This window comes from Rhodoferax sp., assembly GCF_018063565.1.
Lineage (GTDB): Bacteria > Pseudomonadota > Gammaproteobacteria > Burkholderiales > Burkholderiaceae_C > Rhodoferax.
Genome location: NZ_JAGPBB010000004.1, coordinates 80,891 through 96,612 on the forward strand (window position 1 = coordinate 80,891; position 15,722 = coordinate 96,612).

At 59.6% G+C, this 15,722-nt stretch carries 15 protein-coding genes; 9 read left to right on the forward strand and 6 right to left on the reverse strand.

What is annotated here, in order from left to right; genetic code table 11:
* Positions 1-15 precede the first annotated feature (15 nt).
* The 7 genes from rpsP (at position 16) to hisC (ending at position 4,986) form a co-directional block, all read left to right on the forward strand.
* Positions 16-267 (forward strand): 30S ribosomal protein S16, encoded by a 252-nt coding sequence (rpsP, locus tag KBF66_RS02120; RefSeq protein ID WP_296651438.1) that lies wholly within the window; start codon positions 16-18, stop codon positions 265-267.
* A gap of 7 nt (positions 268-274) precedes the next feature.
* The gene (gene rimM / locus KBF66_RS02125; protein ID WP_296651441.1) at positions 275-838 is read left to right on the forward strand and encodes a ribosome maturation factor RimM; all 564 of its coding nucleotides are present in this window, start codon (positions 275-277) and stop codon (positions 836-838) included.
* A 23-nt stretch (positions 839-861) separates the two neighbouring features.
* On the forward strand, positions 862-1,605 hold the full coding sequence (trmD, locus tag KBF66_RS02130; RefSeq protein WP_296651488.1) for a tRNA (guanosine(37)-N1)-methyltransferase TrmD: 744 nt from the start codon (positions 862-864) through the stop codon (positions 1,603-1,605).
* Positions 1,606-1,709: 104 nt separating this feature from the next.
* The gene (gene rplS, locus KBF66_RS02135) at positions 1,710-2,087 is read left to right on the forward strand and encodes a 50S ribosomal protein L19 (RefSeq protein WP_296651446.1); all 378 of its coding nucleotides are present in this window, start codon (positions 1,710-1,712) and stop codon (positions 2,085-2,087) included.
* Positions 2,088-2,154: 67 nt separating this feature from the next.
* Positions 2,155-2,835, forward strand: a complete 681-nt coding sequence (locus KBF66_RS02140; RefSeq protein ID WP_296651449.1) for a CoA pyrophosphatase — start codon at positions 2,155-2,157, stop codon at positions 2,833-2,835.
* A 37-nt stretch (positions 2,836-2,872) separates the two neighbouring features.
* Positions 2,873-3,844, forward strand: a complete 972-nt coding sequence (locus KBF66_RS02145) for a cobalamin biosynthesis protein (RefSeq protein ID WP_296651453.1) — start codon at positions 2,873-2,875, stop codon at positions 3,842-3,844.
* Between the two features lie 71 nt (positions 3,845-3,915).
* The gene (gene hisC / locus KBF66_RS02150; protein ID WP_296651456.1) at positions 3,916-4,986 is read left to right on the forward strand and encodes a histidinol-phosphate transaminase; all 1,071 of its coding nucleotides are present in this window, start codon (positions 3,916-3,918) and stop codon (positions 4,984-4,986) included.
* 18 nt (positions 4,987-5,004) lie between these two features.
* Here the strand turns inward: hisC and rsgA are convergent, their stop codons facing one another.
* Genes rsgA through KBF66_RS02165 form a run of 3 tightly spaced genes read right to left on the reverse strand, consistent with a single transcriptional unit; the run spans position 5,005 to position 7,631 of the window.
* Positions 5,005-5,952, reverse strand: a complete 948-nt coding sequence (rsgA, locus tag KBF66_RS02155) for a ribosome small subunit-dependent GTPase A (protein WP_296651459.1) — start codon at positions 5,950-5,952, stop codon at positions 5,005-5,007.
* A 45-nt stretch (positions 5,953-5,997) separates the two neighbouring features.
* Complete coding sequence (locus KBF66_RS02160) at positions 5,998-6,312, reverse strand: 4a-hydroxytetrahydrobiopterin dehydratase (protein ID WP_296651462.1); 315 nt, start codon at positions 6,310-6,312, stop codon at positions 5,998-6,000.
* Positions 6,313-6,326: 14 nt separating this feature from the next.
* Positions 6,327-7,631: a M48 family metallopeptidase gene (locus tag KBF66_RS02165; protein ID WP_296651465.1), complete on the reverse strand. Its 1,305-nt coding sequence runs from the start codon at positions 7,629-7,631 to the stop codon at positions 6,327-6,329.
* A 38-nt stretch (positions 7,632-7,669) separates the two neighbouring features.
* Here KBF66_RS02165 and orn point away from each other — a divergent pair, with 38 nt between their 5' ends.
* Positions 7,670-8,257 carry an oligoribonuclease gene (gene orn / locus KBF66_RS02170; protein ID WP_296651468.1) on the forward strand — a complete coding sequence of 196 codons (588 nt, stop codon included), beginning with the start codon at positions 7,670-7,672 and terminating at the stop codon, positions 8,255-8,257.
* Between the two features lie 261 nt (positions 8,258-8,518).
* A complete protein-coding gene (locus KBF66_RS02175; protein ID WP_296651471.1) occupies positions 8,519-10,399 on the forward strand; it encodes a DEAD/DEAH box helicase in 1,881 nt (626 codons plus the stop codon).
* Between the two features lie 74 nt (positions 10,400-10,473).
* Here KBF66_RS02175 and KBF66_RS02180 read toward each other — a convergent pair whose 3' ends face one another.
* The 3 genes from KBF66_RS02180 to ileS are packed head-to-tail and all read right to left on the reverse strand — an operon-like array spanning position 10,474 to position 15,620.
* Positions 10,474-12,180, reverse strand: coding sequence for a Na/Pi cotransporter family protein (locus tag KBF66_RS02180; protein WP_296651473.1), 1,707 nt, complete (start codon positions 12,178-12,180; stop codon positions 10,474-10,476).
* A 24-nt stretch (positions 12,181-12,204) separates the two neighbouring features.
* Positions 12,205-12,687, reverse strand: a complete 483-nt coding sequence (gene lspA / locus KBF66_RS02185; RefSeq protein WP_296651491.1) for a signal peptidase II — start codon at positions 12,685-12,687, stop codon at positions 12,205-12,207.
* 41 nt (positions 12,688-12,728) lie between these two features.
* Positions 12,729-15,620 (reverse strand): isoleucine--tRNA ligase, encoded by a 2,892-nt coding sequence (gene ileS / locus KBF66_RS02190; protein WP_296651476.1) that lies wholly within the window; start codon positions 15,618-15,620, stop codon positions 12,729-12,731.
* Positions 15,621-15,722 lie beyond the last annotated feature (102 nt).

Here is a 15,722-nt window from a genome sequence, read left to right on the forward strand (position 1 = left end):
CCAAAAGGAACAATTATGGTCGTCATTCGACTCGCACGCGGTGGTGCCAAGGCCCGCCCGTTTTTTAACATTGTGGTGGCAGACAAGCGCAATCGCCGGGATGGTCGCTTTATTGAGCGCATCGGCTTTTACAACCCGATTGCAACGGCCAACGAAGAAGGTATTCGCATTGCGCAAGACCGTCTGACCTACTGGAAGGGTGTTGGCGCGCAGGCCTCACCGACGGTTGAACGTTTGATCGCGCAGGCAGCCAAGAAGGTGGCTTGAGTTTTTAATGTTGCCCGGCCTTGAGGCTGCCGAACTTCCGGCAGATGCTGTCGAAGTTGGGCGCATCCTTGATGCCTGGGGTGTCAAGGGGTGGTTTCGTGTACTACCCTATAGCGCCGATCCTCAGGCGCTTTTTTCTTCCAAGCGCTGGTATCTGCAACCGGCCGAAAAAGGCGTTGTAACTTTTTCGGGTGTGGCCAAACTGGCCATCAAAGAAGCCAAATCCCATTCAGATAGCGTGGTGGCGTTTGCGCATGACATCAACGACCGTAACGCCGCAGACTTGTTGCGGGGTGCCCGGATTTTCATCAGTCGGGCTAGTTTCCCGACCGCTGAGCAGGACGAATATTACTGGGTTGATCTGATCGGATTGACAGTTGTCAATCGGGAGGGAAATCTGCTGGGCATTGTGCGTGATCTGCTGGCAACAGGACCACAAACGGTACTGGTCATCGAGTTTGAGGCAGAAGGGCAGATGCATCAGCGCATGATTCCTTTTGTGGCGGCTTATGTCGACAGGGTGGATCTGGATGTGCGTCGCATTGAGGTGGATTGGCACGGTGATTACTGATCAGTCGGTGCACCATGAGTGTCATGCGATTTGATGTCGTGACCCTCTTTCCTGAACTGTTCACACCTTTTTTCAGTTCGGGCATTACCCGGCGGGCTTTTGAGTCGGGGCAAATTGAAGTGCGCATCCACAATCCCCGCGATCACGCCGTGGGGAACTACCGACGGATCGACGATCGCCCATTTGGCGGGGGTCCCGGCATGGTGATGATGGCCGAGCCGCTTGAGCGGTGTCTGTCCAGTATCCAGGCGCAGCGAGATGGGCCAACTCCGGTGGTGCTGTTCTCGCCTTTGGGGCAGCCTTTGGATCATGCCATCGTCAGTCGGTGGGCGTCGGGTGGGGGGGGCGTATTGCTGTGTGGTCGATATGAGGGTGTTGACCAGAGATTGATCGACGCCCACGTGACCGAGCAGATCAGTCTGGGTGACTTTGTGTTGTCGGGCGGAGAGATCGCTGCGTTGGCCTTGTTGGACGCCGTGGCGCGACTGCAGCCGGGCGTGCTGGGTGACGTTGAGAGCCATGCTCAAGACAGTTTCAATCCAGCGCTGGATGGCTTGCTGGACTGTCCTCATTTCACCCGCCCCGAGAACTGGCAGGGACAGTCGGTGCCGGAAGTGTTGTTATCAGGGCATCATGAACGTATCGAGCGTTGGCGGCGTGATCAACGCTTGTTGCTCACCCTGCGCTTGCGTCCAGACCTGATTGCTCGGGCCCGTCTCCTCGGTCGATTGACCGGGCTGGATGAAGCGGTGTTACTCAAGCTATAATCTTTGGCTCATCGATCCTCTGCCTGCCCGTCCGGCAACCATGCGTTTAGCCGGGCAATTCCCAATTCTGGTGATGGTGCTGGCATGATCACAGAAAGAAACTTATGAACCTGATTCAAATCCTTGAGCAAGAAGAAATTGCTCGTCTCAATAAAACTGTGCCAGACTTTGGTCCAGGCGACACCGTCGTGGTCAGTCTCAATGTGGTTGAAGGTAACCGCAAGCGGATTCAGGCCTACGAAGGTGTGGTGATTGCCAAGCGTAACCGTGGCCTCAACAGTGGCTTCACTGTGCGCAAGATCTCCAGTGGCGAAGGTGTGGAGCGTACCTTTCAGACCTACAGCCCGCTGATTGCCGGCATTGAAGTCAAGCGCCGTGGTGATGTGCGTCGAGCCAAGTTGTATTACCTGCGTGATCGCAGCGGCAAGTCAGCCCGTATCAAGGAAAAGTTGCCAGCGCGCAAGGTGGCGACAACTGCTTGATTGAAAGAGCTGGTTAAAAGAGCCGCCTGCTGTTCGCACAGGCGGTTTTTTTTCGTCCGACATGGCCATGCACCCGATCACACGTCCGCAAATTGATCCTCGTTGTGTACCGGTGATGCAGGTGGACACCCATTTGCCCGCCGTACCTGCAGATCGCCTTGAGCCACAGGCGTTGCGGTCCCGTTTTGCTGTTCCGCCAAGTTGGCAGCCTGAACTGCTGGCAGAGAAGCGATTCATGGACCGCCCGTCCACTCAGGCGGCCGTGCTGATGGGCATCGTGATGCACCCGGCACCGGCAGTACTGCTGACCCAGCGCACCGAGCATCTGTCAACCCATTCGGGGCAAATCGCATTCCCCGGTGGCAAAGTAGACGACACCGACCAGGATGCCATTGCTGCCGCGTTGCGTGAAGCTGACGAAGAGGTGGGTTTGTGCAGTCGCCATGTCGAGGTTTTGGGGCATTTGCCGGTTTACACCACGGGGTCTGCCTTCTTGATCACGCCGGTGGTCGCCTTGATCCAGCCCGGCTTTGTTTTGACACCCAATGCGCACGAAGTGCAGGATGTGTTTGAAGTTCCGCTGTCATTTCTAATGGACCCGGCGAACCATCGACACCACCAGGTGTTTTGGCAGGGGGCGCAGCGACACTGGTTGTCCATGCCCTATCAGGATGGCGAAGTCGAGCGCTACGTGTGGGGTGCAACGGCAGGCATGTTGCGCAACTTTTACCGCTTTTTGAGCGCCTGAAGCACGGCCGACCAGGGGCAGCCGCTATGATCATCGCATGAGCTTTATCTCGGTACTGTTCGCATTGTTGCTGGAGCAGGCCAGGCCCCTGACCCCTGGCAACTTCATCCATGCCGCTATGCGTGCGTGGGTGCGCTGGTGTACTCGCAACTTCGATGCAGGGCAGTCCTGGCACGGTTGGCTCGCCTGGAGCTTTTCAGTCTTGCTGCCGTCTTTGGTGGCCCTGACGATTTATTGGGTTCTGGGTGCCTATGTGGGCTGGTGGCTGGCATTGCTCTGGAGTGCGCTGGTGTTGTACGCTGCACTTGGCTTTCGTCAGTTTAGCTCGCATTTCACCCGCATTCGTGATGCCCTGGTGAACGATGATGACGCCCGGGCGACTGAGTTGATGGCCAACTGGCAGCAACTGGACGTTTGCGAGATGCCACGCAGCACCCTCATTGCCAAGGTGATCGAATTTTCTGTCCTCGCAGCGCATCGCCATGTTTTTGGTGTTTTGGCGTGGTTCTCCCTTCTGGCAGCTTTTGGCCTTGGGCCCACTGGCGCTGTTGTGTACCGTCTGAGCGAGTTTGTTGTGCGTTACTGGTTGCACAAAGGCAACTCTCTGGATCAACCGGTTAGTCACGCTTTGCGCAGTAACGCGCAAAGCGCCTGGGCGCTGGTTGACTGGCTGCCCGCGCGGATTACCGCAGTCGGCTTTGCCGTCATGGGCAATTTCGAGGAATCGGTGGATGCCTGGCGACGCTATGGGCAACGGGCGGACGCCAGCAATGATGGCCTGGTGTTGGCAGCGACGGCAGGCGCTGTGAATATTCATTTGACCGGTTCGACGCTGAATGCCGAGCGCGAAACCATGGGCCAGGGTGCCATCCCCCATGACGATATCTCGGATACACGCCCCGCGCCTGAGTTGCCCCATCTGGCCGTAGTGGTCGGACTGGTGTGGCGCACTGTGGTGATGTGGATTGTGCTGCTGGCTTTGCTGACGCTGGCTCGGTTGTTGGGCTAGTTCTTCGATGAAATGAGCTTTTAGCCCATATTCAGCATATATTGATAGCTATATTTTCAGAAGTCGGTCGTATGCCATCGCGTTTTCTCAGTCCTGTGCTTGAGCGACTGGTGCCTTATGTTCCAGGCGAACAGCCCAAGCTGCACAATCTGCTCAAGCTCAACACCAATGAGAACCCCTATCCGCCTTCACCCAAGGTGATTGCGGCCATCACCCAGGCAGCCCAGCGCGGGCTGCAACTCTACCCGGACCCCCAATCGAGCGATTTGCGATCGGCAATTGCGAGCACCCACGGCCTGTCCGCGGAGCAGGTGTTTGTGGGCAACGGCTCTGACGAAGTGCTCGCACACGCCTTTTTTGCCTTCTTCCAGCAGGGTTGCCCGCTGCTCATGCCAGACATCAGCTACAGCTTTTACAAGGTGTATTGCAGCCTTTACAGCATCGATGCGCGCAAGGTGCCCTTGACCGATGCCATGCAAATCGAGGTGGCGGATTACACCGTTGCCGCAGGCACCGACGTCTGCGGCGTGGTGATCGCCAACCCCAACGCGCCCACCGGCATCGGTCTGCCGCTCAATGCGATCGAGCAGTTGCTGCGCCTGCATCCGCAGCGGGTGGTGCTGGTCGACGAGGCCTACGTCGACTTTGGCGGGCAAAGTGCCATTCCGTTTATCAGCCGCTACCCCAATCTGCTGGTGGTGCACACCTTGTCCAAGTCGCGCTCGTTGGCCGGGCTGCGGATTGGATTTGCCTGTGGGCAAGCGCATCTGATCGACGCGCTGCAGCGCGTCAAGGACAGTTTCAATTCGTATCCCTTGGACCGGTTGGCCATTGCCGGTGGTGTTGCCGCGTTCGACGATACGGCCTATTTTGATCAGACCCGCCATGCGGTGATGGACAGTCGCGAAGGCCTGACCCTTGCGCTGGAAGACCTGGGTTTTGTGGTGTTGCCGTCCCAAGCCAATTTTGTCTTTGTCTGCCACCCTGCCCATGATGCGGCAACTCTGGCGGCCGGTTTGCGCGTCCAGGGTGTGCTGGTGCGGCACTTCAAACAACCCCGCATCGAGCAATACCTGCGCATCACGGTCGGCACACCGCAGCAGTGTGAGCGGCTGGTGCAGACGCTGGCTGCGCTGCTTTAGCCGGTTGAGCAGCATTGCTCAATAGCGCCGTTCTTGCGACAGTTCGGCGTACAAATCACTGTATATTTTGTAGCGGTTTGCGCTTATTCCACCTGCGCTGATGCCTGAGTTGACCATTGAAATCACGCCGCAACCGGGCTCGTGCAGATGGCTGCAGTTGTAGAACTTGCACTGCGCCACATGCGGTTTGAGGTCGGGCATGTAGGCCGCGAGTTGCGCCGGGTCGATGTGGTTGAGGCCAAACTCCTGAAAGCCCGGTGAGTCGAGCAGAGCCGTCGTTTTGGCTTCATCCACCCAGTACAGCGTGGTGCTGGTCGTGGTGTGTTTGCCCGCGTTGAGCGCTTGTGACAGAGCGCCGGTCTGCACCAAGGCGCCAGGAATCAAGGTGTTGATCAGGGTGCTTTTGCCAGCACCGGAGGGGCCCAGCACCAGCGTGGTGTGGCCGCTCAGGCGCTGCAGCAGGGCGGCGCGGTCGGTCAAGGTGTGTTGTTTGAGCGCCAGCGGCAGCACGTCATAACCCATGTCACGGTAGGGTGTCAGCCACGCCCAGGCGCGCGTAAAGGGTTCGGCCAGGTCGCTCTTGTTGAGCGCAATAATGGGTGTGATGTGCTGCTCTTCAGCGGCAATCAGGGCGCGAGAGAGCTGGCTGCTTGAAAATTCGGGCTCGGCGGCAATCAAAATCAGCACCCGGTCGAGGTTGGCGGCAAACGACTTGGTGCGTATCTCGTCCTGGCGGTAAAACAGGTTGCGCCGGGGTTCGATTCGCTCGATCGTGCCCTCGTCTTGCGAGGCCTGCCACAGTACCCTGTCGCCCACGACCCCCTGGCTTTTCTTGCCACGCGAGTGGCAGATGCGTCGCTCGCCAGACGCGGCTTCGACCAGAAAATGCCGGCCGTAGTTGGCCACAATCAGGCCGGTTTGTAGCGGGTTCTGGCTTTCGTCAGAGGCCTTGGAGCGTGCCTTCATGGCGGGTGGTGGGCACAACGACCAGAGAGCAGGCCAGCGGTCATGTCAGGCGATCTGCAACGCATCGGTTTGTGCGGCGCAGTCAAAGTCGGCCCGGCTGAGGCCGGCGACATCGTGGGTTTGCCAGCGCACCGTGCATTGGCGATAGCGCACGGTCAGTTCAGGGTGGTGATTGCGTCGGTGCGCCACAAACGCCAGCGCGTTCACAAACGCCAGGGTCTGGTAGTAGTCGGCAAAGTCAAAGGTTTTCTCAATGGCCACGTCCGCCCCGTCGCCAGACAGTCGCCAGCCTTCCAGTTTGGCCAGACTTGTGATGATTTCAGTAGCTGTCAGCGCACGTTGCTTATGGGCTAGAGGCATATTCTCAATGAATGTCAGGAGGTCACACGGGTTGCGGCGGGTGGCTCCAGCATGCGTGCCAGCCGCTCCGAGGCACCCGGGTGCGAGTAATAGAACGCCACATACAACGGGTCGGGCGTCAAGGTCGAGGCGTTGTCCTCAAACAGCTTGAGCAGGGCCGAGGCCAGGTCTTGTCCGCTGGTTTGCGCCACCGCGTAGGCGTCCGCCTCAAACTCATGCTGGCGAGAGAACTGGGCAAAAACCGGCGCAATGAAAAAGCTGAACACCGGCATGGCGAGCAAAAACAGCAGCAGCGCCAGGGCGTCGTTGGCACCCTCCAAATTGGGCTGCACGCCCAGGCCGGTGTAAAACCAGGGCTGCTGCGCCAGCCAGCCCAGCAGGGCAAAGCCCGCCAGGCTCATGGCAAACATGGCCACAATGCGTTTGAAGATATGCCGGTGCTTGAAATGACCCAACTCATGCGCCAGCACCGCATCCACCTCGGCAGCGCTCAGCCGCGCCAGCAGGGTGTCGAAAAAAACCACCCGCTTGGCCGCACCAAAACCAGTGAAGTAAGCATTGGCGTGGGCGCTGCGTTTGCTGCCGTCCATCACAAACAGTCCCTTGGCTGAGAATCCGCACCGTTGCATCAAGGCGGTGACGCGCTCTTTCAGCGTGGCGTCTTCCAGTGGCGTGAATTTGTTGAACAGCGGCGCAATCAAGGTCGGATAAATCACCAGAAGCAGCAGATTGAAGCCCATCCACACGCCCCAGGCCCAGAACCACCACAGGCCGCCACTGGCCGCCATCATCCATAGGATCAGAGCGGCAATCGGCAGGCCAATCAGCGCGCCCACGACGCTGGATTTGAGCAAATCAGCCAGCCACAGCCTGAATGTCATTTTGTTAAAGCCAAAGCGCTCTTCAAGCACAAAAGTCTGGTACAGCGTCATGGGCAAATCAAGCAGGCTGCTGATCAGCACAAAGCCCACCAGCACGGCAAGCTGTTGCGCCATGCCTGCACCGAGCCAGCTCAGCAGCGCCTGGTTGAGCCACGCAAGACCGCCCAGCAGCGTCCAGCCCAGCAGCAGCGCGGTACCCCATGCCATCTCGACCAGACCCAGGCGCGCCTTGGCCAAAGTGTAGTCAGCTGCCTTGTGATGCGCGGCCAGGGTAATGGTCTGCGCGAATGCCACTGGCACGGCGCTGCGATGCCGCGCCACATGACGGATCTGCCGCGATGCCAGCCAGAATTTGACGAGCAACCCCAGCAACAGGGCAGCCGCAAAAGTCAACGACAGCAGGGATGAGGGGTTGGAAAGCAGATCGACTTGCAGCATGGCGGCGAAGTTTAGGCGATCAGCGACAATTTGCACCCATGAGCACACCCAACACCCCCACCGAGGCCGCCACTTTGGCCAAATCTGACCAGAATCTGGTCTGGCTTGACTGCGAAATGACCGGTCTGGAGCCCGAGGTTGAGCGCATCATTGAAATTGCGGTGATCGTCACCGGCCCGGATCTCACACCGCGCATCGAAGGCCCGGTGCTGGTGCTCCATCAAAGTGACGCCTTGCTCGATGCCATGGACGCCTGGAACAAGGGCACCCATGGCAAAAGTGGGCTGATTGAAAAGGTCCGCGCGTCGACCCTGTCAGAAGAGGATGCACAAACGCAGTTGCTCGCCTTTGTCAGCCAGTACATCCCCAAGGGCGGCTCACCCCTGTGTGGCAACAGCATCGGGCAGGACCGGCGTTTCCTGGCCAAGTACATGCCCAAGCTGGAGGCCTATTTTCACTACCGCAACCTCGATGTCAGCACACTCAAGGAATTGTCCAAACGCTGGGCGCCAGACATTTACAAGGCGTTCAAGAAACAGCAACGCCACACCGCGCTGGCGGATGTGCATGAGTCGATTGACGAACTGACGCACTATCGCGAGCACTTCCTCAGAATGCCGGGTTGAACTGTCGCTAGGTGGAAACCCGAATCCATGCCATAATCGCAGGCTGCGCTGCAAGTTGCGGCGCTTTTGTACATCTCCCAACATTCACCGGGCTCAAGGTCATCCTTCACCATCACAGGTTAAAGGCGCGACAAAAGGGCCCCCAGCGCTGAGAACGCTCACCGACGGTGAGTCAGAGCCGGTTCCGTTTGATGGTTGATGTTTTTTAACCATAAACGGAGCGACCGCACGATGTGCGGCGCTCGCGCATGAAAGAAATCCATGACTGACGCTACCCTAGCGACAGGCGACTTTTCGTCTGTCGAAATTATCTCCAATGACCTGATCGACGATGGATCTGCAGCCGTCGCTGCGGCTCCGGTCGAAGAAGCCCTCAATGGCTTTGTTGCGCTGGACCTGGCCCCGGAACTGATCCGTGCGGTCAAAGACCTGGGCTTTACCCAGCCCACCATCGTCCAGCAAAAAACCATCCCGCTGGCCTTGCAGGGCCACAATGACGGCGCCAAGGAGGCGCGCTTTATTGACCTGATGGTTTCCAGCCAGACCGGCAGCGGTAAGACCGCCGCATTCCTGTTGCCGGTGCTGCACACCCTGCTCACGCAGCAAGCGCAAGCCGAAGCCAAAGAGCGCGACGACTACCAGCGCGCCGTGGCCGAGGCCACCGCCAAAGGCGAGGCCCCCCCGAAACGCGCCAAGCGCAAAGACCCGACCAACCCGCGCCATTTCACCGCCCCTGCACCCGGCGCGTTGGTGGTTTGCCCGACGCGCGAACTCGCGCAGCAGGTGGCGCACGACGCCATCGACCTAGTGCAGCACTGCCGCGGCCTGCGCATTGCCAATATTGTGGGCGGCATGCCGTATCAGTTGCAGATTGCCAAGCTGCAAAACGCCAATCTGGTGGTGGCCACCCCGGGGCGTCTGCTGGACTTGCAGCGCTCGATGCAGATCAAGCTCGACCAGGTGCAGTTCCTGGTGGTCGATGAGGCTGACCGCATGCTCGATCTGGGCTTTGCCGACGATCTGGCCGAAATCAACCAGCTCACCATCGCGCGCAAGCAGACCATGATGTTCAGCGCAACCTTTGCGCCACGCATCCAGCAGCTGGCCGCCCGAGTCATGCGCGAGCCGCAACGCATCACCATCGACAACCCGCAGGAAAAACACGCCAACATCAAGCAGGTGATGTTCTGGGCCGACAACGCGCAGCACAAACGCAAGCTGCTGGATCACTGGCTGCGCGACACCGGCATTAACCAGGCGATTGTGTTTGCCAGTACGCAAATTGAATGTGATGGCCTCGCCAATGACTTGCAGCAAGACGGCTTTGACGCCGTGGCCCTGCATGGCGCCCTGAGCCAGGGTCTGCGTAACCGCCGTCTGATGGCGCTGCGCCAGGGCCAAGTGCAGATTCTGGTGGCCACCGACGTGGCCGCACGCGGTCTGGATGTGCCCACCATCACACACGTGTTCAACTTTGGTCTGCCGATGAAGGCCGAGGACTACACCCACCGCATTGGCCGCACCGGCCGTGCCGGGCGGGACGGTCTGGCCGTCACCTTTGCCGAATTTCGCGACCGTCGCAAGATTTTTGACATCGAAGCCTACACGCGCCAACCCATCAAAGCCGAAGTGGTGCCGGGGCTGGAGCCGCAGCAGCGCATGCCTGAGGCACCGCGCGGCGGCTTTGGTGGCCGGGGCGGTTTTGGTGACCGTGACCGCAAGTTTGGTGGCGGCGGCCGCCCGAGCGGTGGTTTTGGTGGTGGCAATCGCGGTGGCTTCGGCGACCGGGGTGGCTTCAACGACAACCGTGGTGGTTTTGCAGACCGAAATGCCTCTGGCCCACGTCTAGTGGGCGCTGATAGCTATCAAGATAATAAACCGGGTGGGTTTCACCCGCGTGACGAGCGCCCCGCAGCTCCGGCGCGTGATGCCTTCAGCTACGAGCGCAAAGGTGGTTTCAACGACCGCTTTGCCGGCGACCGCAACGACCGTGGCCCGGGCGCTGGTGCTGGTGCACCGCGGGGTGATTTCGCGGCGCGCAAGCCAGCCTTTGGCAAACCAGCATTTTCCAAACCTGCCGGTGGTGGCAAAGTGTTTGTGCCGCGCGATGCGCAAAAGCGCTTTTCCAAGAATGATCGTTGATCCTGTTCAGTGATCCAGGAGTTTTGAGCCTCCAGCCCATGATCAAGTTGGGTTGGGGGTTCTTTTACTTGTAGCTACTTGGCGGTGTTCGATGTCTTGTTGTTGACCAGGGCTGCATCCGTTGGGGTGATTTGCGCGGGTTGCGTCTGGCGCAAGCGGCTGGGTTCCAGCGCACCGGCGGTCTCCAGGATCGGGTAGGCAATCGACGCAATGTGCGAGTTGATGCGTTTGAGCTCGCTGATCATGTCCAGGTGCAAGGAACTGGTCTCGATGCTCTGCAGCGTGTTGTCAGACAGGCGGGTAATGTGGTTGGCGGCGTAGGCCAGCTCCATGTCACGAAAACGGGTTTTCTGCTCCAGCAAGGTTCTGGCGTCCTGCAGATTGCCGTTCAGGAACACACTCATGCCCAATCGCAGATTGCCCACCAGATGCTGATGCAGCTCAGTGATCTCGGCCATGCCGGCGTCAGAGAATGCCCGACCGGCCTTGATTTTCTTTTTCTCGACATCGCCCAGCACGCGTTCGATGATGTCGCCGATCTGCTCCATATTGATAGTGAAGCTGATGATTTCGGCCCAGCGTGCGCCTTCTTTCTCGCTGAGCGACTCACGTGAAATCTTGGTCAGGTAGTACTTGATGTCTGAATACAGCCGGTCCACCGTGTCGTCGAGCTTTTGCAACGACTGGGCCAGCGCCATGTCGTCGTTGCGGGTGACATCGAGCAGGCCGCGCAGCATGGTCTCCACCACATCGGCCTGGTGCATCGCCTCGCGCACGGCGCAAGACAAGGCCACCGAAGGCGTCGCCAGCGCCGAGGGGTCCAGATGCCGGTGTCGCCCGTTGAGGTGGTTGTTGACCGGTTTGGGCAGCCAGTAACTCACCCAGCCGGCCACCACCCCGGTCAGGCCAATGAACACCAGCGAGACCATCACATTGAAGGCCAGGTGAAACAGCACCACCAGCGTGGCTTCGTCGGGCAGCACGGGCTGAAGCGTCTGCAGCCACAGCGGTGTCAACGGAGCAGCAATGGCTATACCCAGCACTTTGAACACCAGATTGCCCATCGGCACCTGCCTTGCCTCGATCGGTGAGCGCAGGGTGGTCAGCACCGCCAGCAAGCCACTGCCCAGGTTGGCCCCCAACACCAGACCCAGCGCCACATCCGCCGTGACTACATGGGTACTGACCAGGGTGGCGGTGAGCAGCACGATGGCCAGACTGGAGTAACTCACCACCGCCAGCACGGCGCCCACAGTGATTTCCAGCAGGCGCTCGCTGCCCAGTGACCCCAGCAGTGCCCGGACCGCAGGTGCGCGCGTCAGTTCGTTGGCGGATACCGTGACCAGATGCAAGGCCAATAGCATCAAGCCCAACCCGATCAGAATACGCCCGGTGTAACCCACGTTGGTGGATTGACGGGCAATGAACAGCACCACGCCGACAAAAATGAACAGCGGCGACAGCCACGACAGATCGCGCGAAAAAACCACTGCCATCACGCTGGTGCCCATGTCGGCACCCAGCATCACCGCCAACGCGGACGGCAAGGCCATCAGACCCTGGCCAACAAATGCCGAGACGATCAGCGCGGTGGCGGTGCCCGACTGCAGCAGTGCGGTGACACCGATGCCTGAAACCACGGCATTGAAGCGGTTGCTGACACTTTGTGCCAGCACTTTGCGCAAATTGGCGCCCAGCACCCGCAACGTGTCTTTTCGCACCAGGTGGGTGCCCCAGACCAGCAAGGCAATGGCAGCCAGCAGGTTCAGCAGGTGGGTCACTGGGGGCCTTCTCGGTTTTCTGAATCAGCGTCCGCGCCGGACCCGCAGCAACTCATCCAGAATGAGGCAGGTCGCACCCAGGGTAATGGCGCTGTCGGCCACGTTGAACGCCGGGAAATGCCAGCTGCCCCAGTAAAAGTCCAGAAAATCAATCACATACCCGTGCAGCACCCGATCCACCACATTGCCAATGGCACCGCCAAGGATGCTGGCCAGCGCAAAGGCAAACAGCTTCTGTCCGGCGTAGGAGCGCAGCAACCAGACGATCACGATCGCCGCCACTACCCCGATGACGGTGAAGAACCAGCGTTGCCAGCCCGCAGCACCGGCCAGAAACGAAAACGCCGCACCGCTGTTGTGCACCCGCACCACGTTGAAGAAGCTGGTGACCGGTGTCTGGTCGCCCAACTGGTAGTAGCCCAGGATCAGAACCTTGGTGAACTGGTCGGCGATCAGCACCACGGCAGCCCACGCCAGCCAGATCCACAAGCTGCTGCCCGACGCCATGGGCCGCGCAGCGCCGCCGGCACCAGCCTTGCGTGTCGCCATCAGGCAAACACCCGCGTTTCACCCGCACCAAACAGATTACTGGTGCAGCGACCACAAATTGTTGGGTGGGCGGGGTCCGTGCCAACGTCATCACGGTAATGCCAGCAGCGCTCACATTTCACGTCATTTGAGGCTCTAGCGCTTATGGATAGGTCGCTACCAGCTATCAACTCAATAGTCGATGTAATGAACACAAACTTCAGATCCTCACCCAGACCTGACAGCAAGGCGTGATCATCCGGCCCCATCGTCAGGCGGATGTTGGCCTGAAGTGACGAGCCCAACTGGCCCGCGGCACGCAGCACCTCGATGTCCTTGTTGACGGCATCGCGAATCTCGCGGATGCGCACCCATTTGGCCAGCAGGGCAACGTCGGGGCTGGCCAGCGTGCTGTAGTAATCCATAAATATGGACGGACGACTGCCGGCAGGGGTTTTGCCTTGCGCACCCAGCACAGCCCAGGCTTCTTCAGCGGTAAAGCTCAAAAACGGTGCCATCCAGCGCAGCATCGCCTGGGTGATCTGCCACAGCGCGGTTTGGGCGCTGCGCCGCGCCAGCGAGTTGGCGGCGGTGGTGTAGAGCCGGTCTTTGAGGATGTCGAGGTAGAACGATCCCAGGTCCTCACTGCAGTAAATCTGTAGTTTGGCCACCACCGGGTGAAATTCATACACCTCAAAATGCGCCAGCACCTCGGCTTGCAGTTGGGCGGCGCGGCTGAGCGCGTAGCGGTCAATCTCCAGAAGTTGGTCCGCTGCCACGGCATCCACCGCCGGATCAAAGTCGTGGGTGTTGGCCAGAAGGAACTTGAGCGTGTTGCGGATGCGGCGGTAAATGTCGACCACCCGCGCCAGAATCTTGTCGTCGCCGGCAATGTCGCCTGAGTAGTCGCTTGCCGCCACCCACAGGCGGATGATCTCGGCACCGAGTTTCTTGCTGGTTTCCTGTGGGTCAACGCCGTTGCCGGCGCTTTTGCTCATCTTGTGGCCTTTGCTGTCCACGGTAAAGCCGTGTGTCAGGATGCCGAGGTACGGCGCTCGGTCGTACATGGCACAGGCGGTCAGCAGGCTGGAGTGGAACCAGCCGCGGTGCTGGTCGTGCCCTTCCAGGTACAGGTCGGTCTCGGGTCCGTCGGCATGGCCTGCGCCGGGGTGCGAACCTTTGAGCACCGTGGTGTGGGTGGTGCCGGAGTCAAACCACACCTCCAGAATGTCGCTGCTCTTGGTGTAGTGCGGGGCGTCAAGCTGGCAGTCGATGGTGGCCAGAATGGCCTCGGGGGTGGCCTTGCTCCAGGCTTCAATGCCGCCGTGCTCCACCATGTCGGCTGCAATGTCCAGAATCTCCATGGTGCGCGGATGCAACTCGCCGCTGTCCTTGTGGACAAAAAACGGCAGCGGCACACCCCAACTGCGCTGACGGCTGATGCACCAGTCGGGCCGCCCGGCGATCATGTCGCGCAGGCGCACCTTGCCGTTTTCGGGGTAAAACGCTGTATTTTCAATAGCTGCCAGCGCAGTCTGTCTGAGCGTCAGTGGCGCTTTTTCTTTGGTAAATACCCCAGCGCCATCGTCCATGCGGATAAACCATTGAGCTGCGGCGCGGTAGATCACCGGCGTCTTGTGGCGCCAGCAGTGCGGGTAGCTGTGCACGATGTTCTCGGTGGCAAACAGGCGGCCAGCCTCGCGCAGCGCGTCGATGATGACCGGGCAGGCTTTCCAGATGTTTTGCCCGCCAAACAGCGGCAACTCGGGCGCATAGACACCGTTACCCTGCACCGGGTTGAGGATGTCGTCATAGGCCATCCCATGCGACACACAGCTGTGAAAGTCGTCCACGCCATAGGCCGGTGCGCTGTGCACAATGCCGGTGCCGTCTTCGGCAGTGGCATAGTCGGCCAGATAGACGGGGCTGAGGCGGTCATAGCCGGCATCCACATGGGCCAACGGGTGTTTGAAATGGATGCCACCCAGGTTCTTGCCCAGCGTGGTGGCCACCACGGTGCCGGTCAGGCCAAAGCGTGCCATGCACTTTTCGACCAAGGTCTCGGCCAGCACCAGCAGTCCCCGCTCGGTATCGACCAGCGCGTAAGACAACTCTGGGTTCAGGTTCAGCGCCTGGTTGGCCGGAATGGTCCAGGCGGTGGTGGTCCAGATCACCACAAAAGCATCCATCGCCAGTTCACTCAAGCCAAAGGCAGTGGCAAGTTTGTCTTGTTCGGCACACAAAAAGCCCACGTCCAGCGTTTGTGATTTTTTGTCGGCGTATTCGATCTCGAACTCTGCCAAGGACGAGCCGCAGTCAAAACACCAATACACCGGTTTCAAGCCACGGTAGACAAAGCCGCGTTCAATCACCCGCTTGAAGGCGCGAATCTCGTCGGCTTCGTTCTTGAAATCCATGGTGCGGTAGGGGTGGTCCCAATCGCCCAGCACACCCAGCCGTTTGAAGTCGGCCATTTGCAGCGCGATCTGCTCGGTGGCGTAGGCCCGGCTTTTGGCCTGCATGTCGTCACGCGCCAGTTTGCGGCCAAACTTCTTCTCAATGGCGTTTTCGATCGGCAAGCCATGGCAGTCCCAGCCGGGGATGTAGGCAGCGTCCAGACCTTTGAGTTGGCGCGCCTTGACGATCATGTCCTTGAGAATTTTGTTGACCGCATGGCCCATGTGGATCTGGCCATTGGCGTAGGGCGGGCCATCGTGCAGAATGAACTTGGGCTGACCTTTGCGGGCGGCGCGCAGCTTTTGGTACAGGCCCTGGTCTTCCCAGTCCTTGACCCATTGCGGCTCGCGCTTGGGCAGGTCGCCACGCATCGGAAACGGAGTGTCGGGCAGGTTCAGCGTACTGCGGTAATCGGTTTTGCCGGATGGCTGCGTTTGGGGGTCTTGTGTGGTCATGTTGGCAAAAGAGCAAAGTAGGCGCGGGCGTCCTGGTCGTTTTTGGCGGATGCCAGCGGTCAATGCATCCAGGGATTCGTCGTCGTCATCGTCGTGCAGTCG